Below are 26,480 nucleotides of genomic sequence, written 5' to 3'. Positions count from 1 at the left end.
CGGCGGGCCAATCCCCGGGCCGATCCCGACCTGATCCCCGACCTGATCCCCGGGCCGATCCCCGGGCCGATCCCCGGGCCGATCCCCGCAGGACAGGCCGTAGGCTCTCTGCGCTGATCATGAGGGGCAGGAGAGGAAGCCATGGGGCAGAAGATCATCCGGTTCTCGGACCTGACCGGCCGGCACGCCGAGGACGAGGACCAGCTGGTGCGGGTCGTGGTCCGCGCCCACCCGGAGCTCGCGGACGGACCGGTCGCGATCGAGGCGCTCGCCGGGGAGCTGGCCGAGGTGCGGGGGCTGGCGCTGGACCTGGTGACGATCGAGCTGCACCGCCCGGACGCGGAGGAGCCGGAGACGGTCGTCATGACCGCCGAGGCCTTCGACCGGCTGGCCACGGTGACGCCGATGGCCGAGGTGCTGCGCGGCGCCGAGCGGGTCGCCGCCCGGACGGTGCCGGTGCAGGCCGCGGCCGCCGGGGCGGGCCGGGAGCGGGTCAACTACGCGAGCCCGGAGCACGCCGGCCGTCCGCACAAGGGCCGTACCACCGACGCCGAGAAGCAGGTCGTCCGGGAGCACCTGGACGAGATCAACGAGCGGCTGGCCGCCGAGGGCGTCCGCACCGTCGACCTGGCCAACCCGGAGCACGTGGCCCGGTACGGCCTGGAGGAGCTGGCCGCCGAGCGCGGCGTCACCCTCGGCTGATCAGGCGGGGCCCGGCCCCCGGGAGCGCGGCGGACGCGCTCCCGGGGGCATCGGTACGGGAGTGGACCGGCGGGCGGACAAGGATTCTTGACGGCCCGTCAGTTCTTCCCGTCCGGCGGTTCTCAGCGGAACGCCGGTGCGGTGCGGGCGGCCCAGTCGGCGAACGTGCGCGGTGCGCGGCCGAGGACCCGCTCGACGTCCGGGCCCGGCGTCCGCTCGGCGGGCAGCGGGCGGCCCAGGATGGCGAGGGTGCCCTCCACCACCGGCTCCGGCATGAACGCCAGCAGTTGGGCGCGGGCCTCGTCGCGGGTCTGCTCGACGAACCGCACCGGGGTGCCCAGTGCCGCGCCGATCGCCTCGGCCCGTTCGCGCGGGGTGACCGGGGCCGGGCCGGTGAGCTCGTACGTCCGGCCGGTGTGGCCGTCCTCGCGCAGGGTGGCGGCGGCGACCGCGGCGACGTCCGCCGGGTCGACGGTGGGCAGTCCGACCTCGGCGAACGGCGCGGCGGCGGTGCGGTCGGCGCGGATCGAGTCGGCCCAGGCGAAGGCGTTGGAGTTCAGGCCGCCGGAGCGCAGCACCGTCCAGTCGAGGCCGGAGTCGCGCACGGCCTCCTCGAACCCGGCGGCGTGGCGGTAGACCTCGGGCCGCGTCCCGACGCCCTGGGAGGAGAGCAGGACGACCCGGCGCACCCCGGCCGACCGGGCCAGCCGGAGGATCTCCTGCGGCTCCTCCCCGGCCACCAGCAGGAACAGGGCGGTGGCGCCGTCCAGGGCGGGGCGCAGGCTCTCCGGGTCGGCGAGGTCCGCCGGTACGTGCCGGACGCCGGCCGGGAGCGGCCCGGGCCGGCGGGAGACGGCGGTCACCCGCTCGTCGGCGGCGACCAGGGTCCGGACCAGCTCGCGGCCGACGTTACCGGTCGCACCCGTGACAACAATCATGGCAAACCCCCTGTGAGGGACGGTGGTCGGCCGTCCCGATCGAGTTAGTCAGTTGGCTGACTGAGAGGGACGGTAGCCGATGCCCGGGGCGGACGTCTACTCTTAGTCAGGTGACTGACTCAAAGACCTCGAAGACGGCGAAGACAGCAAAGGCCGCGAGCACGAAGGCCGCGAAGAGCGCCGGCCGCGCCCCGGGCAAGCGCGAGCGGCTGGCCGCCGCGGCGGCCCAGGTGCTGCACGAGAAGGGCGTGGAGCAGACCACGCTCGCCGACATCGCCCGGGTGGCTGACGTCCCGGTCGGGAACGTCTACTACTACTTCAAGACCAAGAACGAGCTGGTCGAGGCCGCGATCCAGGCCCACGGCGGCGGGCTGGAGGAGCTGATCGAGCAGCTCGACGCGCTCCCCGCCCCCCAGGACCGGCTGAAGGCGCTGCTGGCCGGCTGGGTCGGGCAGCGCGAACTCACCGCCCGGTACGGCTGCCCCACCGGCAGCCTCGCCTCGGAGCTCGACAAGCGCGCCGACGGCCTCGACGTCGCCGTCGCGGAGGTCATGCGCAGGCTGCTCGACTGGGTCGAGGCGCAGTTCGCGGAGATGGGGCGGGAGGACTCCCGCGAGCTGGCCGTGGCAATGGTCGCCGCCTATCAGGGGATCTCGCTGCTCACCAACACCCTCCGCGACCCCGGGCTGATGCTGGCCGAGGGGGGCCGGCTGGAGCGCTGGATCGACTCGCTGGGCGGCTGACCGCCGGTGTCCGGAACCTGCCAAGGGCGGTGGCGGGGACGGGAGCGGACCGCCGGACTCCGCCGCCGACGTGCGCGAATTTCTCGTTCCACCAGGAGAAACGCCGCCGCGGCCCGACGCGAAACGCGGCCGCGGCGGGATCCCCCTTGCGTTGGTGACCTTGACCGCCTTGATTCATTGCGGCAGGATGCCCGATGGTCGGAACGCGCATCTGAGTCGCACGACCCCGTTCCTGCACTGCTGAAATACCCGCAGAACTGCTGCTTTTGATCGCACTTGACGACAAGGGAGCTTTGTGTGAGTTCAGCACATGACGGTGCCGCATTGGACAGGAAGCAGTCGCTCGCGGGTATGTTGGCGCGTGCCCGGGCCAAGATCACCGAAGGCCCCCGCCCGCGCCAGGACCGGAACAATGTACCGCTCTCGCATTCACAGAACACTTTGTGGTTCGTGGACCGGCTGCAGACCGGTACGACGACCTACAACGTCGCTTTCCTGTTCCGGCTCGAGGGCGATCTCGACGTCGCCGCGCTCACGGATTCCTTCGCGAGCATCGTCGCGCGGCACGAGGCACTGCGCACCCATGTGCTGGTGGAGAACGACGAGTACTTCCAGGGTGTTGTCGAGAACCCCGAGATCGTCGTCGAACGGACCGTCGCGGAATCCGCGGCCGAGGCCGAACGGCTGATGGCCGAGCTCGCCGGGACGGTGCTGGACCTGACCGCGTTCCCGCTCTGGCGCGCCTCCCTGGTCAGGGTGGGTGACGACCTCCACTACTTCGGCTTCCTGGTCCACCACATCGTCTTCGACGGCGTGTCGACCTCGATCTTCTTCGAGGAGCTGGAGCAGGAGTACAACGCGCGCCGGGTCGGCGCCGAGCCCAAGGTCGAGCCCCCGACCGTGCAGTTCGCCGACTTCAGCGCCTGGCAGCGCAAGCGCATGAGCTCCGGGGCGTGGCAGGAGAGCGTGGACCACTGGGCCGCGGCGCTCCGCGGTGTCGACGTCATGGACATCCCCGGCGACCGTCCGCTGCCGCCCGAGACGACCTACGCCGGCGCCGCCGAGGTGACCACCTGGGAGGGCCTGGCGGCCCGGGTGAACGAGCTCGCCTCCTCGCTGTCGACCACGCCGATCACCGTTTACGCCACGGCGATGGCGGTGCTCTACAACAAATACTCGGGGTCCGAGGACATCATCTTCGGAGTGCCGACGGCCAACCGCACCGAAGTCGAATGCGAAAGGACGATCGGCTTCTTCATCAACATGCTGCCGCTGCGCTGCCGGGTCGATCCCGGGGCGACGTTCCGGGAATGTCTGGTGGATGTCCAGCGGCGGTTCCGGGACGGGCAGGCGCACGGCCACCTGCCGCTGGAGGAGATTATCGCCGGGGCCGGTGTGCGGCGTGAATCGGCGCGCTCCACCCTGTTCCAGTACACGTTGACGATGAACGAATGGGCGGAGCCGCTGCGGCTCGACGGAATCACCGCGGTGGAGACCGAGCCGGAGACCACGCACGCGAAGTTCTTCCAGTCCTGGACGGTCACCCGGAACGGTGCGGACCTCGATGTCCACACCGCTTACAACACCGATGTCTTCGACGCCGCGACGATTTCCACGATGCAGCGCGCGTTCGTCGGAATCCTGGACCGGGCCATCGCTTTTCCAAACCTTTGCATCGGTGAGGCGTGGGCCCACGACGAGGATTCCCGGGCGGTGCAGTCCGTTCTCGGAAAGGGCCGCGAGACCTCGCTCCCGACCGGCAACGTCTTCACGCATTTCCGTGCCGTCGCGGCCGAGCACCCGCAGCGGCCGGCGGTGGTCACCCCCGGTGCGACCCTGACCTACGGCGAGCTGCTGGACCGCGCGGAGGCGCTCCGGGCGCACTTCGCGGCGCAGGGCATCGGCCCCGGCGACCGGGTGGGTGTGGCGCTCGAACCGTCCACCGACCACCCCGCGACCGTCCTGGCGCTGATGGCGCTGGACGCCGTGTACGTCCCCGTCGACGCCATGAACCCGCCGGGCCGCATCGCGTCGATCCTCGACGGTGCCGCGCCGAGGCTCGTGGTCTGCGACGCGACGACGGCCGGGGTCGCACCGGCCCTGGAGTCCCCGCTGCCGGCGGAGCTCCCGGCGGCCGGCCCGGCCCCGGCGGAGGCCCCCGGCGGCGGAGCCGTCGCGTACCTGATGCACACCTCGGGCAGCACGGGGACGCCGAAGGGCGTGCTCGTCACCCACGACAACATCCTGGCGTTCATCCGCAACGTCCGGACGCTGTTCGAACTCACCCCGGAGGACCGGTTCCTGGGCTATGCGTCCTGCGGCTTCGACGTATCGGTCTTCGAGATGTTCGGCGCGCTGCTGACCGGGGCCTCGCTGCACCTGGTGCCGGCCGCGACGCGGCTCGACATGACGGGCGTGCAGCGGTTCCTGGAGGAGCACCGGATCACGGTGACCGACCTGCCGCCGTCGGTGATGAAGCTGCTCGACCCGGAGCCGCTGGACGGGCTGCGGATCGTCTTCGTCGGCGGTGAGGCGTTCTCGCACGAGCTGGTCCGGGCCTGGGGCAGGGGCCGGCGGATCTTCAACGGCTACGGCGTCACCGAGTGCACCGTCACCAGCATCGTGGAGGAGCTGGCGGAGCCGCTGGCGCCGTCCGCGCTGCCGATGGGCGGGCCGATGGACAACCACCTCGCGTACGTGCTGGACGCGCGCAACGTCCCGGTGCCGCAGGGTGTCATCGGTCAACTGGCCATTGGTGGCGCCGGGTTGGCGGCCGGGTACTGGAACAGGGACGAGGACAACCGGCAGCGGTTCATCCCCGACCCAGTCGGTGACGACCCCTCGGTCCGGCTCTACCTGACCGGCGACCTGGCGCGCTTCAACGGCGACGGCCGGCTGGTGTACATCGGCCGGGCCGACAAGCAGGTCAAGATCAACGGGGTGCGGATCGAGATCGGCGAGATCGAGAGCGCCGTCCGCTCCGCCCGCGGGGTGCGCAATGTGTTCGTCCAGGTCCAGCAGGACCAGGAGCAGAAGCGGGTGGTCGCCTACTGCGCGACCGGCGGGACCGGCGAGGCCTCCGAGACGGCCCTGCGCGACCACTGCCGCAAGCTCCTGGTGTCCACCATGGTGCCCAGCCGGTTCGTGCTGCTGGACGAGCTCCCGATCAACGCCAGCGGCAAGATCGACGAGCGCGCCCTGCCGGGCGTCGACGACGCCGGCGCCGTCGAGCCGGAGCCGGCGGACCGGCTCACCGAGGTCGAACAGCGAATGCTGACCCAGGCGTTCGGCCCGATCCTCGGCCGCACCGACTTCGCGAAGAACATCAGCTTCTTCGACCTGGGCGGGACCAGCCTCCAGGCCGCCCAGCTGGTGTCCAAGATCAAGAAGCTCTTCGGCACCGACATCCCGCTGGCCGCCTTCTTCGCGGACTCCAGCGTGCAGGCCCTGGCGCTGGAGGTCGAACGCGCCCAGCTGGCCCGGCTCTCCCCGGAGGAGCTCCAGGCGGCCATCGAGGGGATGACCGAAGAGGACGTCGCCCGACTCCTGGCCGAGTGAGGGCCGGGGGATGGGCCGGGACGGAGTTCGGGACGGAGTTCGGGACGGCGGTCGGGACACGGACCGCGACAGTAACCGCGACAGGGACCGCGACGCTGGGGGACATGTGACGCACGACGGCGGGGAACGCCTGAACGCCTATCTCCGGACGAGATCGGCGCCGGCGGACACATCGAGTCTCGTCGAACTGAGCCGTACGACAACGGCGGGCCGGGTGGTGCTGTTCGCCCACCCGGTGGGCGGCAGCCTGCTGGCCTACCAGCCGCTGGTGCGGCGACTGGCCGACCACCGGTGCCTCGGGCTGGACGCGACCGCCCGCGCGGTCGCCGACGCCGGGCCGGCCGGCTCGATCCAGGAGCTCGCCCGTCGGCACGTCGAGAGCTTCGGCGAGCACGGCCCCCGGATCGACGTGGTCTGCGGCTGGTCGTTCGGCGGCGCCCTCGCCTGGGAGATCGCCTGCCTGCTCGCGGAGCGCGGGGAGCGCCCCGAGGTGGTGCTGCTGGACTCGACCTGGGCGGGCCGGGCGGTCCCGGTGTGGACGCCCGCCGAGGCGTTGCACGGCTTCGTCCAGGACGCGCTGCAACTCGGCGGGCAGGACGCCGGGTTCACGGCCGGGACGGCGGAGGAGGCCGCCGCGCGGTTGGACATGGACCCGGAGGTGTTCGCCGAGCGGCTGGCCCTCTTCACCCGCAACCGGCGGCTGGTCTGCGAGTGGCACCCCACCCCGGGCGACCTCGACCTGGTCTCGGTGCGCGCGGCGGAGTCGCTCACCTCCGACTGGCGCACCGCGACCACGGGCGCCGTGCACCTCCACGACCTGCCCGGCGACCACTACGGACTGCTCGGCGACAGCGGCAACGTCGCCGCGATCGAGCGGATCCTCCGGGAGCACCGGACCACCGCCACCGCCGCGGGACCGGCCCCGGGCGCGGTCGGGCCCGACGAAGCCGTGGTGGCCGACGGGGCCGAGGGGACCGACGAGGCCGCCCTGCACACGGCACTGGCCAAGCTGGTCGACACCCCGCACTGGCGCGACCTGGTGATCCGCTCCCGCCGGATGGACCCGGACGCGATCGCCGAGGCCTACCGGGAGCTCGGCCGGCGTGGACTGCTCGCCCCGGACTGGCCGCGCGAGTTCGGCGGCGGCGGCCTGCCCACCCGGCTCGCCATCGAGCTGTTCGAGGGCTTCTGCTCGACCGGGCTGCCGGACCTCGTCCACGCGCTGACCGTGCAGATCGTCGGCAACTTCGTGCTCAAGTCCGGTTCGGAGCGCCTGAAGCGCGAACTGCTCCCGCGCCTCGCCGGCGGCGAGGAGTTCGCCACCGTCCTCTACAGCGAGCCGCGCGCCGGCAGCGACCTCGCCGCGCTCCGCACCAGGGCCGAGCGGCGGGACGGCCGCTACGTCCTCAACGGCGTCAAGGTGTTCAGCATCTACAGCGACATCTCGGGTTCGGCGCTGGTGGCCGCCCGCACCGGCCGGGACGGCCACAAGTACGACGGCATCACGCTCTTCGTCGTCGACCTGGCCGCCGCCGGGGTCACCGTCGAGCTGGTGGAGACGGTGCAGCGCGAGCGGATGTGCCGGGTGCGGCTGCAGGACGTCGAGGTCGAGGACTGGCGCCGGGTCGGCGAGGAGGGTCGAGGCTGGGCCCTGCTGGACGGCGCGCTGGCCATCGAGCGCACCGGCATCGACCACGTCGTCAGGGCGGCCCGCTGGCTGCGGGCGCTGCGCGCGACGGTCGGCCGGGCGCCGGGGCTGGAACGCCTGGAGGGCCAGGTCGAGTGCGCCACCACGCTGGCCCGCGCGGCCACCGAGGTGTTCCTGCGGGCCGACGTCCGGGCGATCGACACCGCCGTCGCCAAGCTGTACACCAGCGAGACCTGCCAGCAGGTCGGGCACGAGGTGCTGCGGCGCTGGAGCACGCTGGGCCGGAGCACCCCGGACCGGACCGCGCCGGGTCTGACCACCGGCGTCGACGACCTGGTGCACGAGGAGCTGTTCTCGGGCCTGACCGAGTCACCGGGGCTCACCCTGTCCGCCGGCACCTCGGAGATGATGCTCTCCACCATCGCGGCGGACCTCAAGGAGGAGTACGAGCGGCGCTGCCTGGCGATCCTGCACCGCTTCGGCGAGGAGCTGGTCGACACCGTGCTGGAGGTCCTCGGGCCGGTCGGCGCCGCCGTCCGGGTGGAGCCGCTGTTCGCCCACTCGCCGGCCCGGCGCACCGCGCTCGCGGAGACCCTCGCCGACCTCGGCCTGGACGGGGTGGAGCGGCCGGAGGAGGAGGGCGGCCTCGGCCTCGGACTCACCGTCGGCTGCGCGATCGCCCTGGGCCTGGGCTACCTCGGGTACGAGAACGCCTACCGGTCCTGCCGCCTCGGCCACGGGTCGGCCGGGGGCGTCGGCCCGGCCGACGAGGACTCCCACGGCGGTTGCGCCGCTCCCGAGTGCCGGCTGCGCCACGCGGCCCACGCGCTGGGCCTGGGCCTCGGACTGTTCCGGACCGCCTGGGAGCACGCCTCCGCCCGGGAGCAGTTCGACCGCAAGCTGGTCGACCTCGACGCCCTGATGTTCCCGCTGATCCGCGGCTACGCCGAGCTGAACGCCGTCGGCACCCGGCTGCACGAGCTGGCGGAGCACGTCGCCGAGGTGGACGGGGAGGTGCTCGGCCGCTTCGAGCTGGTGGCCCAGGACGCCCTGGTGCGCGTGGTCCGGGCGGCGATGCAGGTGCTGGGCGCCCAGGGAATCACCGAGTGGTCGGTCGGCTCGCGCTTCTACATGAAATGCGCGGAGAGCATCGGATTCCTCGACCGGGAGGGCGCGGCGGCCGGCGGATAGACCCGGACCGTGCGCGTGTGTTGTTCGAGTGTCGGTTATCCCAGGTGAAGGCGGTATTTCGATGCGAATTTCTCCCGCGGGCCCCGAATCCTCCGACCTGCTGTCGTCGGACCTGTTGTCCCCGGACCTCTACGAGGAATCGCAGTACGCGGTCCGGAACATGCATTCCCTCTGGCAGGACCTGCGCAAGCAGGACGGGCTGCCGCTGCAGCGGACGCCGGACGGCCAGGAATTCTTCGCGGCCCTGCGGCACGCGGACGTGTTCGAGGTGCTGAACGACCCCGCGACGTTCTCCTCCGCGTACAGCACCATGCTCACGGTGCGCGGTGACGGCGACGTCGCGGCCGGAGCGGCGATCCACCTCACCGACCCGCCGCTGCACCCCGCGATCAAGCGGGTCTTCACCCCGCTGATGACGGCGCAGGCGGCGCAGCGCCTGGAGCGCGGCATCACGGACCGGATGTCGGAGCTGTTCGACACCCTCCGGGGTCGGGAGTCCTTCGACTTCTGCGAGGCCATGGTCACCCTGCCGATGACGATCACCGGCCTGCTGATGGGCATCCCGCAGGAGGAGTGGGCGGTCACCGGCCGGGCGACGGTGCGCGCGATGGGCGGGGTGGACGCGGCCGAGTCCGAGCGCCAGCGCCGGATCGAGCTGTTCCAGGCGCACACCACCATCATGTCCGTGCTGGGCAACGTCCTCGAGGACGCCCCGCCCGCCGACTCGGTGAGCGGCCGCTGCCCGGCCACGGCCGAGGTGGTGGGGGACACCACCGGTCGGGACGTGCCGCTGCTGAACGCCTACGCGTTCCTGATGGGCGCCAATCCGACCGTGCCGCAGACGATCAACCAGATGCTGATCATGCTGGCCGAGGACGCGGACCTGTGGTCCTGGTTCACCCGCCAGGAGGAGACCGACCAGCGGTTCGTCGACGAGGCGCTGCGCTGGGCGAGCCCGGTCAACCACGTGCTGCGGCGCACCACCGGGGACAGCCTGGTCGCCGGGACCGAGGTGCCGGCCGGGTCGCTGGTCTCCGCCTGGATCGCCTCGGCCAACCGCGACGAGGAGGTGTTCGCCGATCCCTTCCGCTTCGTCCCGGACCGCTCGCCCAACCGCCACCTGGCCTTCGGCCTCGGTGTGCACCGGTGCATCGGCCAGCATGTCGCCGCAATCGGTATGAAGATATTCTTCGACCTTTGGCGAAAGAATGTGCGGTCGGTGGCCCTCGACGGCGAACCCGGGCACCTGATCTCGAACTTCCTGAACGGCGTAGTATGTCTGCCGCTCGCCGTGGCCTGGAAGTAATCGGCGACCGGGACGGCGACAGCACCGCGGAAGGCAGAAGCGATGAGCGATTTCGTCACCACGATTGTCGGGCCGGGCGACTGGCCGACGGTCGGCGAATTCTTCGAGCCGAAAGGCCTCGTGGAGAACTGCTGGTGCACGTATTTCCGCATGACCGCCAAGGAACGCTCCTCCTGCGGCACCGCGGCGCGCAAGGACCGGCTCCGCGAACTGGTCGAGGGCGGCGAACGGGTGGGTGTCCTCGGCACGGTCGACGGCGTCCCCGCCGGCTGGATCGGGGTCGGCCCCCGGCTCGGCTTCCCCCGGCTGGCCAGGTCCCGGGCGGCCAAGCTGCTGAAGGGCGACGACCCGGAGCGCATCTGGTCCGTCGTCTGTCTCTACCTCACCCGCGACCACCGGCACCAGGGACTCACCAAGGTGCTCATCGACCGGGCCGCGCAGTGGGCGCGGGACGAGAAGGCCGAGTTCATCGAGGCCTACCCCGAGGACGACCGGGACCCCGCGGCCGCCTTCGAACGCGGCAGCTTCCGCGGCCGGGTCACCACCTTCGAGTCCTGCGGCTTCACCGTCGTCGAACCCCGTCTGCAGAGCAGGGCATTGGTACGGAAGGATCTCCGTTGACCGCTCAGACCGCTCAGACCGCTCAGACCGCTCAGACCGCTCCGACCGATCAGACCGCTCCGACCGATCAGACCGCTCACAAGGTGCTCGCGCTCGAACCCTTCATGAACAACCAGGCCGCGACCACCCTGGCGAACCTCGCCGACGGCCGCCTCAACGTCTGGCGCAACTCGCTGCCGGCCCAGGACGCGCCGCTGGAACTCCTCGTGGACGGCGTTCCGCTGCGCACCGCCCGCCTCGACGGCACCGGCCCGGACAACGTCCGCTGCGCCGGGCAGCGGATCGAGGTCCCGGAGCGCCGGTGGGACTGGCTCTACCTCATCGGCTGCGGGGAACGCCGGGTCAGGGACGTGCTCACCTGGCACTTCTCCGACGGCACCGTGGACCGGGACCACCTCGCGCTCTCCGACCTGTGGGAGGGCCGGTCCGACTTCGGCGAGGAGCTGGCGCTGCGCACCGACGTCATCCACTACCCGCACCATGTGCAGGAGCGGATCGGGATCACCCTCTGGTGCCAGCGCGTCCCGGTGACCTCGCGCAAGCCGCTCACCGCCATGTCGCTGCCCAGGAACCCGGCCGTCCATCTCTTCGCCCTGACGCTCGTCGGCCGCCACCTGGGCGCCGGCGCCGACGGCGAACCGCTGATACAGGGAGCCAGCCGTGCACTCAGCTAGGACGACCGGAGCCGGGACGACCGGTACCGCGCCGCGCGCCGCCCGGTGGAACGGCGCCGCCGGGAGCTACCCCCAGTGGTACGAGGACCCGTTGAGCTGCCTGCAGACCACCCTGGGCGGCGTACTGCTGGAACACGGGTTACGGCCCGTCGAAGTCCTGGGCCTCTCCTGCGAGTTCGTCTTCGCGCCGGAGGACGTCCCGCGCGAGGAGTTCTACCGCCCGGCCCAGGGGGACCGGGGCGTGGCGGGCGACCTGTGCCCCTACCACGAGGTGGAGTCCGCCTGGACGACGGGCGCGGACGCTGACGACCTGATCGGGCTGATCGAGCAGCACTCCGGCGTCGTGGTGGCGGTGGACAACTACCACCTCCCGTTCCGCCCGGCCTTCCACGACGTGCACGCGGCCCACCTGGTGGTGGTGCCCGGCTGGCGGCGGACCGCCGCCGGCGCCGTGGAGTTCTACGTCTCGGACGCCCAACCACCGCGCTTCCAGGGCTGGTTGGCCGCCGAGCACCTGCTCGCGAGCTGGCTGTCCGGCAATCCCTCCGACGCCCAGGACGTCTTCTTCTCCAGCCGGGAGATCGGCGGCCGGGTGCTCACCACCTCGGTGCGCGAGCAGCCCGGCGAACTCACCGCCGACCGGGTCGCCCTGGCACTGCGCGGCAACCTGGACCGCTGGACCGGCGGCACCGCCGGGACCGGGGACCGGCTCTGGACCGGCCGGGCCGGACTCGGACGCTTCGTCGAACGGCTGACGGAGCACCGCGGCGACCCCGCGGAACTCCGCAGCGCCTACACCCTGGGCTGGTCGATGCAGTCGCAGGCGTTCCTGCACGGCCGCCTCGCCCAGGAGTTCGCGCACCGGAGCAAGCAGCCCCTACTGCTGGAGGTGGCCGCCTCGGCGGACCGGGTGGTCGCGGCCTGGTCGAACGTCCGGCTGCTCGGCGCCCACGCGGCGGAGACGGCCGGGACCACGGAACTCGTGCCGCGCCGCGGCGCCGAGCTGGTGCACGCGTACGAGCAGCTGGCTGCCGACTGGCAGCTCGCCCTGGCGACGGAATGGACGGACGTCTGATGGATGGCGGGTCTGTGGGCGGGCTGGCGCTCGCCGGGGGCGAACCCGTACTGGGGTCGCTGGCACCGGTGGACTGGCCGAGGACGACGGACGCGGACCGGGCGGCGGTGCTGTCCGTCCTGGAGTCGAACGTCTTCGTCTCCGACCGGACGGAGGAGACCGCCGTCGAACGGCTGGAGCGGTCCTGGGCGGACTACCTGGGCGTGCGGCGCTGCGTCGGGGTGAGCAACGGCACCACCGCCATCGAACTCGCCCTGCTGGCCCACGGCGTGGGCCCCGGCGACGAGGTCGTGGTGCCCGCCCTGACCTTCGTCGGCACGGCGATGGCCGTGGTGCACGTCGGGGCGACCCCGGTGTACGCGGACGTCGACCCGGTCACCTTCACGATGTCCCCGGACAGCCTGGCCGCCGAGATCACCGGGCGCACCAGGGCCGTCCTGCCGGTCCACCTGCACGGCCTCAGCGCCGACCTGGACGCGATCGGCGAGGTCGCCCGCCGGCACGGTCTGGTGGTGGTCGAGGACGCCGCGCAGGCCCACGGCGCCCGCCACCGCGGGGTGCTGTCCGGCGCGTCCGGCAACACCGCCACCTTCAGCCTCCAGATGACCAAGAACCTCCCCACCTGCGGGGAGGGCGGCCTGGTGGTGACCGACGACGACCGCGTCGCCGACCGGATCGTCCAACTGCGCCAGTTCGGCGAGACGATCCGCCCGGACCGCCCCCGCCGCTACGTCAGCCACCGGCTGGGCTTCAACGCCAAGCTGAGCAACGTCCAGGCCGCCTACACCTCCAGCCAGTTGGAGCGGCTCGACGAGTACCACGCGGCCCGCCGGGCCAATGTCGAGGCCTTCCTGGCCCGGCTGCGCCCGCTGGAGGGCCTGACCTGCCCGTCCGAGCCGGACGGCTACGAGCACGCGTGGCACATCCTGCGCTTCGTGGTCGACTTCGAGCGGGTCCTGCCCGGTCTGGAGCCGGGGGAGGCCAGGAACCTGCTGATGCGGGCCCTGCGCGCCGAGGGCATGCCGGTCACCAGGTACCAGATGATGCCGCTCGCCGACCAGCCGGCCCTGCGTCCGCTGAACCGGCAGACCCCCGCCTCCTGGCCGGTCACCCAGCAGGTCATCGACCGCAGCTTCACCCTCCAGCAGCGCCAACTTCCCCCCGACGCCGGACCGTTGCTCCAGAGCTTCGCCGACGCCGTGGAGAAGGTCTGGTCGCACCTGAAGGTCCTGCCGGAACTCGCGGAAGGTGCGGGCCGCTGACCGGATCCGAGCACCAGCCGACGACCGCGCAGCTGGCGGCCCGCGCCCGCGCCGTCCGCGAGCACATCGTGGACATGTGCGCGGGGCCCGAGGGCGGCCACCTGGGGGGCTCGATGTCCGCCGTCGAGATCCTGGTCGCGCTCTTCTTCCGGACCATGGACATCGACCCCGCCGACCCCGAGTGGAAGCAGCGCGACATCTTCGTGCTGAGCAAGGGCCACGCGGCGATGGCCCTCTACGCCACCCTGGCCGAACGGGGGTTCGTCCCCCGCGAGGAGGTCGCCACCTTCTGCCGTCCCGGCAGCCGGCTGGCCACCCACGGCAATGTCGCCGTCCCCGGGGTGGAGTTCGCCACCGGCTCGCTCGGCCACGGGCTGGCGCTGGCCAACGGCACCGCGTGGGCGCAGCGCCAGGCCGGCGGCACCCCCGCCCGTACGTTCGTGCTGATCGGGGACGGCGAGCTCCAGGAGGGCACGGTGTGGGAGGCGGCGCAGGTGGCCCGCGCCCTGAACGCCGACAACCTGGTGGCGGTCGTCGACGTCAACGGCTTCCAGCAGACCGGCGCGGTGCGCGAGGTCAGCGACGGCGCTCCGGTCGCCGACCGCTGGGCCGGCTTCGGCTGGCACACGGTCGAGGTGGACGGGCACGACCTGGCGGCGCTCGGCGAGGCCCTCGACGGCGCGGTCCGCGCCCCCGGGCCGGCGGCCGTGGTCTGCCGCACCGTCAAGGCGAAGGGCGTGGGCGTCCTGGAGGGCCGTTCCGCCTCGCACTTCGTCCGGCTCGACACCGAGCGCAAGCTCGCCCGGGTCCGCGGCAGCCTCGGAGCGGCGGCGGCGCCCGCCGCGACCGGCGGGGGGAGGCCCGGCCGTGGCTGAGACCGCACCGGAGCGGGCGAGCACCAGGGCGGCGTTCGCCGACGCCCTGCCGGAACTCGCCGCGCGCCACAACGTACTGGTGGTCGACACCGACACCGGGAGCGTCAAGCCGGCCCCCGGGATGGACTACCTCAACGTCGGCATCGCGGAGAACGCCGCCGTCGGGCTCGCCGCCGGCGCCGAGCACTGCGGACGCCGCGCCCTGGTCTGCACCTTCGCCGCCTTCTCGGTGAGCCGGGCGTTCGAGTTCATCAAGCTCGACATCGCCTACCCGAGGCGACGGGTGTGCGTGGTCGGCACCCACGGCGGCGCCAGCGGCGGCTGGCTGGGGCCCACCCACCACGCCACCGAGGACCTGGCGCTGATGAACGCGCTGCCGAACATGCGGGTGGTCGTGCCGGCCGACGCGCGCCAGGCTGTGTCCCTGCTGGGGCAGTGCCTGCAGTACGACGGCCCGACCTACCTGCGGCTCGGCCGCAAGGACTCGCCGGTGTTCGCGGGACTGCCCGAGCCGGAGCTCGGCGTGCCGCAGGAGGTCAGGCCCGGCCGCGACCTCGCCCTGGTCGCCACCGGCCCGGAGATCCTGGCCACCGCCCTGGAGGTCGCCCGGGGGCTCGCCGCCGCCGGGTACGACGCCCAGGTGATCAACGCCCACACCGTCGACCCGGAGGCGGCCCGCGCGGTCGGCCGGGCCGTCGCCGCCGACTGCCGGTGGCTGGTCACGCTGGAGGAGGCGTGGACCTCCGGCGGCATGGGCGCGCAGGTGGCGTCGGCGCTGGGGGCGCGCGGGATCCGCTGGCTGCCGGTCGGCGTCTCCGGATTCCTGCCGCCCGGCAGCCACGGCGACCTGCTGGAGGACAGCGGACTCACCGCCGGAGCCGTTCTGCGCCGGGTACTGGAGTTCCTCGACCGACCGTAGCGACCGAGAGACGACCGACCGAAGTGACCGGGAAACGACCGAGCAGAGACCGAGAGAGGACAGGAAGAGATGGATGCACTGTGCGTCAGCTGTGACGGCCCGCTGAAGATACCGGGGGACAGCTACCAGGGGGAGATCGTGAGCTGTCCCGGCTGCGCCACCGAGCTGGAGATCCAGTCCGTCGACCCGCTGGAGCTGGCCCTCGCGCCCGAGCCCGAAGAGGACTGGGGTGAGTGATCCGCGGAGTGCGTCGACACGGCTCGGGATCCTGCTGTCGACCGTCCGCTACGAGGAACGGCGGCTCCTGTCCGAGCTGGACCGCCGCGGGATCCCGGTCGCCAGACTGGACCCCCGCACCATGTCGTTCGGACCCGGGGAGACCGAGGAACTGCGGGGGACGACGGTGCTCAACCGGGAGATCTCCAGCCAGCGCGCCGCCCTCGCGGGGGAGTCGCTGGAGGCCTTCGGCGCCCGCACCCTGAACGACGCCGCGGCGATCCGGGTGTGCGGCAACAAGTGGTCCACCTACCTGCGGTTGCGGCAGGAAGGCGTACCGACCCCGACCACCCTGCTGGCCCCCACCCCGGAGGCCGGCCGGGCGGCGGTCGCCGCCCTCGGCTACCCCGCCGTGATCAAGCCCCTCAGCGCCTCCTGGGGCAACCGGGTCAGCCTGATCACCGATCAGTACGCGGCCGAGGCCGTCCTGGAGCACTGCGCCGCGCTGCCCTCGGCGGTCGCGCGCACGGTGATCGTCCAGGAGGCGGTCCGGCCGGGCTCGCCGGACATCCGGGGCATCGTCGTCGACGGCGTGTGCGTCGGCGCCATCACCCGGTCCAGCAGTGACTGGCGCAACAACGTGGCGAGGGGAGCGACGGTCGAGCAGCACGCGCCCGACGAGGAGGTCCACCGGCTCTGCGTCCGGGCGGCCGCCGCCGTCGGCGCGACGATCGCGGGCGTGGACCTGGTCGAGCGCGCGGACGGGAGCCACACGGTGCTGGAGGTGAACTCCCGGGTCGAGTTCCAGGGGTTCGAGCGCGCGACGGGTGTCGACGTCGCCGCCCGCATCGTCGAGGCCTGGACAGCCGAGATGGTCGAGGTGGAGGAACCGGTATGAAACGCATCGCAGTGGTGGGTGGGCGGGGCTTCGTGGGCGGTGAGCTGCTGCGCCTGCTCGTGCACCATCCCGAGGTCGAGGTGGCCGCGGTCACCTCCGACACCCAGGCCGGCCGCGCCGTGGAGACCGCGCACCCACCGCTGCGCGGCAGCGGACTGCGCTACCGCAGGCGCTCCGAACTGGAACCGGTCGACCTGGTGTTCCTGGCCGGGGTGCACGGGTCCACGGCGGAGATCCTCGACGACATGGCCGCGCTCGCGCCCAGGATCGTCGACCTCACCGCGGACTTCCGGATCGAGGACCCCGCGCTGATGGAGCGCTACTACGGCTGGAGCCGCGACGGGGAGCACGCCGCGGCCTTCGTCCGGGGCCTGCCCGAGCTGCACCGCAAGCAGATCGTCGACGCGACCCGGGTCGCCGTCCCGGGCTGCATGGCCACCAGCGCCATCCTGAGCCTGGCGCCGCTCGCCGCCCGCGGGCTGCTCCAGGACGTCCAGGTCGACGCCAGGACCGGCAGCAGCGGCTCCGGCGCCTCCGGCGGCGACGCCAACTCCCATGCCCTGCGCAGCGGAGTGATGCGGGTGTTCGCGCCGTTCGACCACCGGCACGAGGCCGAGGTGGCCGAGGCGCTCGGGGTCGACGTGTCGATGACGGTCACCGCGACCCCGCAGGTGCGCGGTGTGCAGACGCTGGCGAAGGTGTCGGTCGGGGACGTCGGCGAGCGCGAACTGCTCGCCATGTACCGCGAGGACTACGGCCCGGAGCCGTTCGTCCGGCTGGTCAACAGCGCGCGCGGGACGTTCCGCTACCCGGACCCCAAGGTGCTGCTCGGCTCCAACTTCTGCGATGTCGGCATCGTCGCCGACCACCGCGGCCGGGCCCTGGTGATGGGCAGCCTCGACAACCTGGTGAAGGGCGCGGCCGGCGGCGCGGTGCAGTGCATGAACCTCATGCTCGGTCTGCCGGAGACGTCCGGGCTGACCTTCCCCGGATTGCACCCGGTGTGACCGGCATGAGAATCGTGGTGAAGTGGGGCGGAAGCCTCCAGCAGAACAGCGGCGCGATCGCCGACGACATCGCCGCCCTGTGGCCCGGGCACCGCATCGTCGTGGTGCACGGCGGCTCCCGGGACATCGACGACACCGTCGCCGAACTCGGCCTGCCCCGGCGCACCCTGCGGTCCCCGGACGGCATGGTGACCCGGTACACCGACGCGGCGACCCTGACCGCCCTGATGATGGCGATGCGGGGGCGGACCCAGGCCCGGATCGTCTCCGAGCTGGCCGCGCGCGGCGTCACCGCCGCGGGACTCTCGGGCATGGACGGCGGGCTGGTCCGCACCCGGCGCAAGGCGGCGATCCGCGCCGTGTTCGGCGACAGCGTCCGGGTGGTGCGCGACAACCTGGCCGGCAAGGTGGTCGGCGTGGACACCAGGGTGCTGGAGGCGCTGCACTCCTGCGACATCCTGCCCGTGGTCTGCCCGCCGGGGATGACGGCCGAGGGCGAGCCCACCAACGTCGACGCGGACCGGATGGCCTGCGCCATCGCGGCGGCCTGGCGCGCCGACCGGCTGCTGCTCTGCACCGACACCCCGGGCGTGCTCGCCGACCGCGACGACCCCGCCTCCGTCGTCCCCGAACTGGACCGGGACGCCGCCGCGGAGCTGGTGGCCACCCTGGGCGGCGGCATGCGGATGAAGGTCGCCGCCGCCGTGGAGGCACTGGACCACGGCGCCCTGGCGGTCCAGGTCTGCGACGGCCGGGTGGAAGCCCCGATCGCGGCCGCCCTGCGCGGCAGCGGTACCCTCATCGGAAAGGGCCGTGGCAGCATATGACGATCCATCAGTTGGACACTGAAACGCGGGCGTTGAGCGACAGCGAAGCCGTCGCCCTGCTCGCCGAGGTGGTGGCGGTCCCGTCCGTCTCCGGCAGCGAGCGGAAGCTCGCGGAACGCCTCCGGGACATCGCCGCCGCCCACGGCGCGCAGAGCCACCTCGACGAGGTGGGGAACGTGCACGTCCTGGTCGGGCACGGGACCCGCACGGTCATGCTGCTCAGCCATCTCGACACCGTGCCGGGCGAGGTGCCCTTCGAGCACACCGAGACCCTGGTCCGCGGCCGGGGCGCCGTCGACGCCAAGGGCCCGCTGACGGCGATGCTCGTCGCCGCGCTCAACAGCCGGGACCTCGGCATCCGGATCCACTGGGTGGGCGCGGTCGAGGAGGAGACGCTGCACTCCCGGGGCGCCGAGCACGTCCGGGTAACCGTCCCCGTCCCGGACGCCGTGATCGTCGGCGAACCGAGCGGGGCGTCCTCGGTCACCGTCGGCTACAAGGGCATGGTCCAGCTGGCGGTGCGCTGCGAGGTCGAGCGCACCCACACCGCCACCCCGGGACCGAAGTCCAGCGAGACCCTGGTCCGCGCCCTCGCCCGGCTCTTCGACACCTACGGCACCCGGGGCAACGACACCTTCGACGGGATCGGCATGGTCGTCCGGGACGGCCGGTTCGAACCCTTCGTCAGCTCCTGCTCGCTGCTCTTCCGGACCCCGCCCGGCGCCTCCGCCGAGGACCTGCTGCGCGACGTCCGGGCGGTCCTCGGCGAACAGGTCGAGGTGTCGGCGGTGTACGAGGTGCCCGCCGTCACCGTGCCGCGCGGCTCCGCCTGCGTCCGCGCGCTCTCCCGCGCCATCGCCGCCACCGGGCTGCGCCCCGCGCACAAGCTCAAGACCGGCACCAGCGACATGAACACCCTGAGCAGGACCTGGCGGGTACCGATGGCCACCTACGGCCCGGGCGACTGCCACGAGGACCACACCGACAGCGAGCACATCCTGGTCCAGGAGTACCTCGACGGCATCCGCGTGCTGCGCGCCGCCCTGGCCGAACTGGACAAGACCCTTCCGGAGGCGGCGTCATGACGGAACAGCCGAGCCTGCTGGCGCTCTGGAGCGTGCCGAGGTCGCGCTCCACCGCGTTCGAGCGCGCGATGTACGAGCGCGGCGACTTCCTGGTGGTCCACGAGCCGTTCTCCCGGGTGTGCGACTTCGGCGAGGCGGACGTGGCCGGCCGCAGCTGCGCCAGCCAGGAGGAGGTGATGGCCGCGCTGGTCGACACGGCGGCCGAGCGGCCGGTGTTCTTCAAGGACACCACCGACTTCCCGCTCGACCGGCTCGGCACCGACCTGGCCTTCCTGCGGCGGTGCCGGCACGCCGCGATGGTCCGCAACCCCCGGGACACCGTGCGCTCGCACCTGGTGATGCAGGCCGACGCCACCTCCTCGGCGATGGGCTTCGGGCACCTGTGGGACATCGTCGAGACGGTGACCGCCGCGGGCCTGCCGATGCACCTGGTCGACGGCGACCGGCTGGCGGGCGGCGCGGAGGCGGAGGTGCGGCGGTACTGCGAGGCGATGGGGATCGACTTCCGCGCCGAGGCGCTGGCCTTCAAGCAGCAGCCGCCCGCCAGTTGGGAGGCCACCGGGCGCTGGCACGCCGCGGCCGGCGAGTCGCGGGCGCTGGGTGCCGCTCCGGCCGGGCGCAAGCCGTTCCCGGCGGAGCTGGAGCCGATCGCCGAGGCGTTCGAGCGGGACCAACTCCCCTACTACGCGCGGATCACGGCGGCCCTGGGCGGCGCCCCGGCGCCGGCGAACGGCTGATCCGGTCCTCGAAGGCACGCGAGAACGCACGGCATGCACGGCATGCACGATCCGCACGGCACACCTGCACGTACGCACGAACAAGAGGAGCGGACATGAGTTTGGGCCCTGGCTTCACCAGGCTGTGGTGGTCGCAGGGGTTGTCGAATCTGGCCGACGGCCTGGTCCTGGCGGCCGTACCCCTCCTCGCCGTGGAGCTGACCCGCGACCCGCTGCTGGTCGCCGGGATCACGGTGGCGCAGTTCCTGCCCTGGCTGATCTTCACCCTGCCGTCCGGCGCCCTCGCCGACCGCATCGACCGGCGCCTGATCATGGTGTGGGGCAACGCGATCCGGGCGGTCGGCTTCCTCCTGCTCGTCCTGACGCTGGCGGCCGACCTGCACAGCATCGTTGTCCTCTACCTCGCCGTGTTCCTGGCCGGCACGGCCGAGACGCTGGTGGACAACGCGGCGCTGACGGTGCCGCCGCGGCTGGTCGAGCGCGCCGACCTGGAACGGGCCAACGGGCGACTGTTCGCCACCCAGTCGGCGATCAACAACTTCGTCGGACCGACGGCGGGCGCCGCCCTGTTCGCCCTGTCGGCGGTCATGGTGTTCTCCTCCACCGCCGGGCTCTTCGCCCTCGCCGCGCTGGCCGCGGTCACCCTGCCCCGGATGCTCCCCACCGCGAGCGACACCAGCGGCGGCAAGCACTCGGCGGGCGACGTCCTGCGCAGCATCCGGGCCGGCTGGTCCTACTTCTGGGAGCACCGGCTGCTGCGCCGGGTGGCGTTCATCTCCGGCTCGATCAACCTGTTCTCCTCCGCCACCGCCGGTCTGCTCGTCCTCCTGGCGACCGGGCCGCTGGGCGTCTCCAAGTCCTGGTACGGCGTCTTCATCGCGGTGCCGGCCGTGGGGGCCGTGATCGGCTCGCTGATCGCGGCGCGGGTGGTCCCGGCCATCGGCGGGGGGCCGGTCACCTGGCTCGCCGCACTGGTGCCCGCCGCCAGCTACCTCGTCCTCGGGCTCAGCGGGAGCATCGTGCTCTCCGAGATCGTCATGTTCCTCGCCGCGATCTCCACGGCCCTGAACCAGATCGTGGTGAGCACCCTGCGGCAGGCCGCCGTCCCCGACGAACTCCTCGGCCGGGTCACCGCCGCCTACCGGCTGATCGTGCTCGGCGCGGTGCCGGTCGGCGCGCTGACCGGCGGTGGCCTGGGCCGCTGGCTGGGCCCCGCGCACGCCTTCGTGGTCTGCGGCGTCGGACTGGCGCTGGCGGCCGTGGTGTTCGCCTCCCGGGTGACCACGCGCGCCCTGCGCGAGGCCGAGCGGGACGTGCGGCCCGCGAGCGCCGTCGAACCGATCGCCTGAGCCGGGCCGCGCTGCGCCCAGTCGCCCAGTCGCCTTTCCGCATCCAGCCGTTGAGCACACCCAGCCGTCGAGACAGGCCGAGCAGCCGATCAGCCGAGAACAGGAGATCCCGTGACCGAGAACCGCGACGTCGTGTGCAAGGCCGAGTACGAGCCCCCGGCCGACGAGCTGGAGCAGCAGGTGGCCGACGTCATGGCCGAGGTGCTCGGCGTCGACCTGGTGGGCCGCCGCGACAGCTTCTACGACTTCGGCGGCACCTCGCTGGCGGCCATCCGGATCTGCGCCCGGATCGAGCGCCGGCTCGGGTTCAAGGTCGACCCCGCCTGGCTGCTGGAGTACGACGAACTGGCCGACTTCACCGAGCAGATCCGGCTCGGTGCGGAATGACCGCCGAGACCGACGTCCCCGTGCCCGACGTCCCCGCCGCCTACGTCCCGCCGCCGCGGAGCGTGCACGCCGCGGTGGCCGCCCACGCCGACCGGGCGCCCGGGGCCCTCGCCCTGGTCCAGGGCGAGGAGCGGATCGACTACCGGACCCTCGCCTCGGCGGCCCGGGTCCTCGCCGGCCGGCTGACCGACTGGGGCGTGCGGCCCGGCGACATCGTCCCGCTGCTGCTGCCGCGCGGCGCCCAGCTGATCGCGCTCCAGCTCGGCGTGCTGATGAGCGGCGCCGCGTACGCCACCCTCGACCCGCGCTGGCCCGCGAGCCGCCTCGCCGCGATCCTCGCCCAGCTCGACGACCCGGTGGTGGTCGGCCGGCCCGGCGGCGAGCCGCTCGGCGTCACCAGGACGCTCGCCCCCGGTCCGCTGGCCGCGCTGGCGGCCGGGGCGGCGACCAGGCCGTTCACCCCGGTGCGGACCGCCCCCGACGACCTGGCCACGGTGTTCTTCACCTCCGGCAGCACCGGCGTCCCCAAGGGGGTGCTGATCCCGCACCGGGCGGTGACCCGGATGTTCGGCCCGGGCGGGCTGGACGGCTTCGGCCCCGGGCACACCACCGCCCAGGTCGCCCCCGGCGCCTGGGACATGTACGCCTTCGAGCTGTGGGGCCAGCTGACCACCGGCGGCACCTGCGTGGTGGTCGAGGAGAACCACCTGATGCCCGGCCGGCTGCGGGCCCTCGTCGCCGAGCAGGGCGTGGACACGCTCTGGCTGACCACCTCCCTGTTCAACCTGGTCGTCGACGAGGACCCGGACGCCTTCGCGGGCCTGGGGACGCTCTACGTCGGCGGTGAGAAGCAGTCCCCCCGGCACGTCGCGCGCTTCCTGGAGCGCTTCCCCGACCTGCCGCTCTGGAACGGCTTCGGCCCGGCCGAGAACTGCATGCTGACGACCGTGCACCGGATGCGGCCGGCCGACACCACCGTCCCCACCGGCATCCCCGTCGGCCGGCCGGTGCCCGGCACCACCGTGCTGCTGCTGCGCGAGGACGGCACACCCGCGCCGCGCGGCGAACGCGGCGAGATCGTGGCGCTCGGCCCCGGCGTGGCGCTCGGGTACCTGAACAACGCGACGCTGACCCGCGAGCGGTTCCCCACCCTGGAGATCGACGGCCAGCGGCGCCGCGCCCTGCGCACCGGCGACCTCGGCCTGCTCGACGAGCACGGCGTCCTGCACTACCACGGCCGCCGGGACCGGCAGGTCAAGCTCAGCGGCAACCGGATCGAGCTGGGCGACATCGAGGCCGCCGCCGGCGCGCTGCCGGAGATCCGCACCTGCGCCGCCGTCGCGCGGACCGACGCCGGCGGGACGGTCGAGCACATCGCGCTCGTCTACACCCTGGCCGAGGGCGCCGAACTGACCGCGCGGGACGTCCGCAGGAAGCTCACCGGCACGCTCCCGGCCTACGCCGTGCCCGGCCGGTTCGAGCAACTGGACGAGCTGCCGAGGCGCGAGAACGGCAAGGTCGACCTGTCGGCTCTGGAGAGGCGCCCCCGCTGATGCGCGAATTCCCGCAGACCTACGAGCAGGAGGCGCTCTGGATCGCCGACCGGTTCCTGGGCGAGCCCTCACCGTTCCTGGAGACCTGGGCCCAGCGCATCCTGGGACCGCTCGACGTCCCGGCCCTGGAGCGCGCCCTGGCCGCCCTGGTCGCCCGGCACGCGGTGCTCCGCAGCGGGTTCGACCTCGGTGACGACGGCCCGGTGCAGCGCGTCGACCCGGCCGGTACCGTCCCGCTGGAACGCCTGCCCTGGCCGGGCGGGGAGCCGGACCACGACGATCTGTACGAGACGCTGCGCCGGGCCGGGCAGCGACCGCTCGACCTGACCGTCTCGCCCGCCCGGTTCACCCTCTACGACCGGGCGCCGGACGAGCACGTGCTGCTGCTGCAGATCCACCACGTCGCCGTCGACGACGCCTCCCTGGTGCTGCTCGACCGGGAACTGTCCGCCCTGTACACCGAGGAGACCGGCGGCGCCCCGGCCGGGCTCGAACCGCCCGCGCTGCTGCTCGGCGAACACGCCGTCCGGGCCCGGGCGGTGGGGACCGCCCCGGCGGACCTCGCGTTCTGGGCCGACCTGCTGGCCGGGGCGCCCGCCCTCGCCCAGCTGCCGCCCCGCCCGAGACCGCTCGCCGCCCGGCGCGGCTCCGCCTGCGACACCGTGCGGACCACCGTGCCCGCCGAACTGGGGGAGGCCGTCCGCGCGGCGGCCCGCGCGCTGCGGACCACCCCGCACGTCCTGATGAGCACCTGCACGGCCGTCACCGCCGCGGCGGTGAACGGCGAGGACGTGGTGATCGGCACCCCGGTGTCCCGCCGCGGCGAGCCCGACCTCGACGGCGTGTTCGGCTGTCTGACCGACCTGCTCCCGGTCCGCTACCGGGTCCCCGCCGACTCCACCTTCGCCGAGGTGTGCGCCGCCGCCAAACGCCGCTCGCTGGACGTGCTCAGGCACCGCAACGTGCCCTACGCCCGGCTCGGCGGCGGCGTCGGCCGCACCCGGGGCGTGCTGTCCGGCGAGCACCTCAGCCGGATCTGTCTCGTCCTCGACCAGTCGCCGAGCCGGCTGGAGCTGCCCGGCCTGCGCTGCGAACGGGTGCACGTCGGCGGCGCCGCGGCGAAGTTCGACTGGCTCCAGTACGTGGTCGCGGACGGCGACGGGTGGGACGTCCGGGCCGACTACGCCCTGGACTTCTTCAGCGCGGACGAGGCGGCGCTCGTACTGCGGCAGTGGCGGACCGCGCTGGCGGCGGCCGCGGCCGACCCCGGGGTGCCGGTGCGGGACCTGTTCGACCGGCTGGCCGCGACCGCCTGAGCCGGGCCGCCCCACCCAAGGACTTCCGGGCTTCCGGACCTCCCGACTTCCCGACTTCCCGACTTCCAGAAAGAGAGCGACACACCGGTGGAAACGGAGTTGCGAACCAGCCCGACGACGCGCGCGTGCGAGTGCGGTGCGACGGTGTGGCTGACGGGCCTGCCCAGTTCGGGAAAGACGACGATCGCCCATGCCGTGGCCGAGCGCCTGCGCGCCGACGGCCGCCGGGTCGAGGTGCTGGACGGCGACGAGTTCCGCCTGACCCTCTCCTCCGGCCTCGGCTTCGGCCGCGCGGACCGGTACACGAACGTGCAGCGCATCGGCCTGGTCGCGGAGGTGCTGGCGCGCAACGGCGTGCTGGTGCTGGTCCCGGCCATCGCGCCCTACGCGGACAGCCGGCAGGCCGTCCGGGAACGGCACGACACCTCCCGCACGCCCTACCTGGAGGTCCATGTCGCGACCCCGTCGAGCACCTGCGCCGAACGCGACGTCAAGGGCCTCTACGCCCGGCAGGCCGCCGGGGAGCTCACCGGACTGACCGGCGTCGACGACCCCTACGAGGCCCCGGCCGACCCCGATCTGCGCATCCCCGCGCACCGGCAGACGGTCGCCGAATCGGCGGCGGACCTGCTGAACCTGCTGGCGGAAAGGCGGCTGACATGAACCCCCGCCCGATCGGCACGATGACGGACGACCTCTCCGCCCTCGGCCACCTGGACGCCCTGGAGTCCGAGTCGGTGCACATCTTCCGCGAGGTGGCGGGGGAGTTCGAACGGCCGGTGATCCTGTTCTCCGGCGGCAAGGACTCCATCGTCATGCTGCACCTGGCGCTGAAGGCGTTCGCGCCCGCGCCCGTGCCGTTCGCGCTGCTGCACGTGGACACCGGCCACAACTTCCCCGAGGTCCTCGACTACCGCGACCGGGTGGTGGCCGAACGCGGACTGCGCCTGCACATCGCCTCCGTGCAGGACTACATCGACCGGGGCGTGCTGCGCGAACGCCCCGACGGCACCCGCAACCCGCTCCAGACCGTGCCGCTCACCGAGCGGATCCGCACCGAGCGCTTCGACGCCGTCTTCGGCGGCGGGCGGCGCGACGAGGAGAAGGCCCGCGCCAAGGAGCGGGTCTTCTCGCTGCGCGACGAGTTCTCGCAGTGGGACCCGCGCCGCCAGCGCCCCGAACTCTGGCAGCTGTACAACGGCCGCCACGCGCCCGGCGAGCACGTCCGGGTCTTCCCGCTGTCCAACTGGACCGAACTGGACGTCTGGCAGTACATCGCCCGCGAGAAGATCGACCTCCCGGCGATCTACTACGCGCACGAGCGGCCGGTCTTCCGGCGGGCCGGCATGTGGCTGACGGCGGGGGACTGGGGCGGCCCGACGGCGGACGAGCCGGTCGAGACCCGGCTGATCCGCTACCGCACGGTCGGCGACATGTCCTGCACCGGCGCCGTCGACTCCGACGCGACCACCATCGAGAAGGTCATCGCCGAGATCGCCGCCTCCCGGCTCACCGAGCGCGGCGCCACCCGCGCCGACGACAAGCTCTCGGAAGCGGCGATGGAAGACCGCAAGCGGGAAGGGTACTTCTAGG

General features: G+C 72.9%; 24 protein-coding genes. 23 read left to right on the top strand and 1 reads right to left on the bottom strand.

The features are described 5' to 3' along the window. The first annotated feature begins 141 nt into the window (after window positions 1-141). Window positions 142-702 carry a hypothetical protein gene (locus IF01_RS0127540; protein ID WP_030396247.1) on the top strand — a complete coding sequence of 187 codons (561 nt, stop codon included), beginning with the start codon at window positions 142-144 and terminating at the stop codon, window positions 700-702. Between the two features lie 122 nt (window positions 703-824). Here the strand turns inward: IF01_RS0127540 and IF01_RS0127535 are convergent, their stop codons facing one another. After that, the gene (locus tag IF01_RS0127535) at window positions 825-1,640 is read right to left on the bottom strand and encodes an SDR family oxidoreductase (protein WP_030396246.1); all 816 of its coding nucleotides are present in this window, start codon (window positions 1,638-1,640) and stop codon (window positions 825-827) included. A gap of 110 nt (window positions 1,641-1,750) precedes the next feature. On the opposite strand from IF01_RS0127535, the gene IF01_RS0127530 reads away from it, so the two are divergent. The 22 genes from IF01_RS0127530 (at window position 1,751) to cysD (ending at window position 26,479) form a co-directional block, all read left to right on the top strand. Next, on the top strand, window positions 1,751-2,383 hold the full coding sequence (locus IF01_RS0127530) for a TetR/AcrR family transcriptional regulator (RefSeq protein WP_208624362.1): 633 nt from the start codon (window positions 1,751-1,753) through the stop codon (window positions 2,381-2,383). Window positions 2,384-2,734: 351 nt separating this feature from the next. Beyond that, on the top strand, window positions 2,735-5,941 hold the full coding sequence (locus IF01_RS0127525) for a non-ribosomal peptide synthetase (protein WP_078880354.1): 3,207 nt from the start codon (window positions 2,735-2,737) through the stop codon (window positions 5,939-5,941). A gap of 214 nt (window positions 5,942-6,155) precedes the next feature. After that, window positions 6,156-8,780, top strand: coding sequence for a thioesterase domain-containing protein (locus tag IF01_RS44325; RefSeq protein ID WP_051756323.1), 2,625 nt, complete (start codon window positions 6,156-6,158; stop codon window positions 8,778-8,780). Between the two features lie 61 nt (window positions 8,781-8,841). Further along, entirely contained in the window at window positions 8,842-10,086 is a 1,245-nt protein-coding gene (locus IF01_RS0127505) for a cytochrome P450 (RefSeq protein WP_094745659.1), read from the top strand. A gap of 42 nt (window positions 10,087-10,128) precedes the next feature. Further along, entirely contained in the window at window positions 10,129-10,707 is a 579-nt protein-coding gene (locus IF01_RS0127500) for a GNAT family N-acetyltransferase (protein WP_051742593.1), read from the top strand. Further along, window positions 10,704-11,381 carry a beta-sandwich domain-containing protein gene (locus IF01_RS0127495; RefSeq protein ID WP_157855365.1) on the top strand — a complete coding sequence of 226 codons (678 nt, stop codon included), beginning with the start codon at window positions 10,704-10,706 and terminating at the stop codon, window positions 11,379-11,381. The genes IF01_RS0127500 and IF01_RS0127495 overlap by 4 nt, the downstream gene beginning before the upstream one ends. Next, window positions 11,368-12,456 carry a BtrH N-terminal domain-containing protein gene (locus IF01_RS0127490; RefSeq protein WP_078880352.1) on the top strand — a complete coding sequence of 363 codons (1,089 nt, stop codon included), beginning with the start codon at window positions 11,368-11,370 and terminating at the stop codon, window positions 12,454-12,456. Before IF01_RS0127495 ends, IF01_RS0127490 begins: the two co-directional genes overlap by 14 nt. Next, on the top strand, window positions 12,456-13,718 hold the full coding sequence (locus IF01_RS0127485; protein WP_078880351.1) for a DegT/DnrJ/EryC1/StrS family aminotransferase: 1,263 nt from the start codon (window positions 12,456-12,458) through the stop codon (window positions 13,716-13,718). The genes IF01_RS0127490 and IF01_RS0127485 overlap by 1 nt, the downstream gene beginning before the upstream one ends. Further along, window positions 13,667-14,593, top strand: coding sequence for a transketolase (locus IF01_RS0127480; RefSeq protein WP_279617277.1), 927 nt, complete (start codon window positions 13,667-13,669; stop codon window positions 14,591-14,593). The genes IF01_RS0127485 and IF01_RS0127480 overlap by 52 nt, the downstream gene beginning before the upstream one ends. Next, on the top strand, window positions 14,586-15,512 hold the full coding sequence (locus IF01_RS0127475; protein WP_030396236.1) for a transketolase family protein: 927 nt from the start codon (window positions 14,586-14,588) through the stop codon (window positions 15,510-15,512). The genes IF01_RS0127480 and IF01_RS0127475 overlap by 8 nt, the downstream gene beginning before the upstream one ends. Window positions 15,513-15,581: 69 nt before the next feature. Then, a complete protein-coding gene (locus IF01_RS0127470; RefSeq protein ID WP_030396235.1) occupies window positions 15,582-15,749 on the top strand; it encodes a lysine biosynthesis protein LysW in 168 nt (55 codons plus the stop codon). Beyond that, window positions 15,742-16,626 carry an ATP-grasp domain-containing protein gene (locus IF01_RS0127465; RefSeq protein ID WP_051742597.1) on the top strand — a complete coding sequence of 295 codons (885 nt, stop codon included), beginning with the start codon at window positions 15,742-15,744 and terminating at the stop codon, window positions 16,624-16,626. Before IF01_RS0127470 ends, IF01_RS0127465 begins: the two co-directional genes overlap by 8 nt. Then, a complete protein-coding gene (gene argC, locus IF01_RS0127460) occupies window positions 16,623-17,633 on the top strand; it encodes an N-acetyl-gamma-glutamyl-phosphate reductase (protein WP_030396233.1) in 1,011 nt (336 codons plus the stop codon). The genes IF01_RS0127465 and argC overlap by 4 nt, the downstream gene beginning before the upstream one ends. 5 nt (window positions 17,634-17,638) lie before the next feature. Continuing rightward, entirely contained in the window at window positions 17,639-18,460 is an 822-nt protein-coding gene (locus tag IF01_RS0127455) for a [LysW]-aminoadipate kinase (RefSeq protein ID WP_030396232.1), read from the top strand. 11 nt (window positions 18,461-18,471) lie between these two features. Further along, window positions 18,472-19,545, top strand: a complete 1,074-nt coding sequence (locus IF01_RS0127450) for a M20/M25/M40 family metallo-hydrolase (RefSeq protein ID WP_157855364.1) — start codon at window positions 18,472-18,474, stop codon at window positions 19,543-19,545. Further along, window positions 19,542-20,282, top strand: coding sequence for a sulfotransferase-like domain-containing protein (locus tag IF01_RS0127445; RefSeq protein ID WP_030396230.1), 741 nt, complete (start codon window positions 19,542-19,544; stop codon window positions 20,280-20,282). The genes IF01_RS0127450 and IF01_RS0127445 overlap by 4 nt, the downstream gene beginning before the upstream one ends. A 95-nt stretch (window positions 20,283-20,377) precedes the next feature. Beyond that, entirely contained in the window at window positions 20,378-21,631 is a 1,254-nt protein-coding gene (locus IF01_RS0127440; RefSeq protein ID WP_030396229.1) for an MFS transporter, read from the top strand. Between the two features lie 111 nt (window positions 21,632-21,742). After that, the gene (locus IF01_RS0127435) at window positions 21,743-22,018 is read left to right on the top strand and encodes a phosphopantetheine-binding protein (protein WP_030396228.1); all 276 of its coding nucleotides are present in this window, start codon (window positions 21,743-21,745) and stop codon (window positions 22,016-22,018) included. Next, window positions 22,015-23,571: an amino acid adenylation domain-containing protein gene (locus IF01_RS0127430; RefSeq protein WP_051756314.1), complete on the top strand. Its 1,557-nt coding sequence runs from the start codon at window positions 22,015-22,017 to the stop codon at window positions 23,569-23,571. The genes IF01_RS0127435 and IF01_RS0127430 overlap by 4 nt, the downstream gene beginning before the upstream one ends. After that, window positions 23,571-24,887, top strand: coding sequence for a condensation domain-containing protein (locus tag IF01_RS0127425; protein ID WP_030396226.1), 1,317 nt, complete (start codon window positions 23,571-23,573; stop codon window positions 24,885-24,887). The genes IF01_RS0127430 and IF01_RS0127425 overlap by 1 nt, the downstream gene beginning before the upstream one ends. Before the next feature lie 99 nt (window positions 24,888-24,986). Beyond that, on the top strand, window positions 24,987-25,550 hold the full coding sequence (gene cysC / locus IF01_RS0127420; protein ID WP_051756311.1) for an adenylyl-sulfate kinase: 564 nt from the start codon (window positions 24,987-24,989) through the stop codon (window positions 25,548-25,550). After that, entirely contained in the window at window positions 25,547-26,479 is a 933-nt protein-coding gene (gene cysD, locus IF01_RS0127415; protein WP_051742601.1) for a sulfate adenylyltransferase subunit CysD, read from the top strand. The genes cysC and cysD overlap by 4 nt, the downstream gene beginning before the upstream one ends. Window position 26,480: the final 1 nt, after the last annotated feature.

This window comes from Kitasatospora purpeofusca (assembly GCF_000718025.1).
GTDB classification, from domain to species: domain Bacteria; phylum Actinomycetota; class Actinomycetes; order Streptomycetales; family Streptomycetaceae; genus Kitasatospora; species Kitasatospora purpeofusca.
The sequence above is the reverse complement of the archived record's forward strand: the minus strand, read 5'-3'. Positions and strand labels throughout refer to the sequence as shown.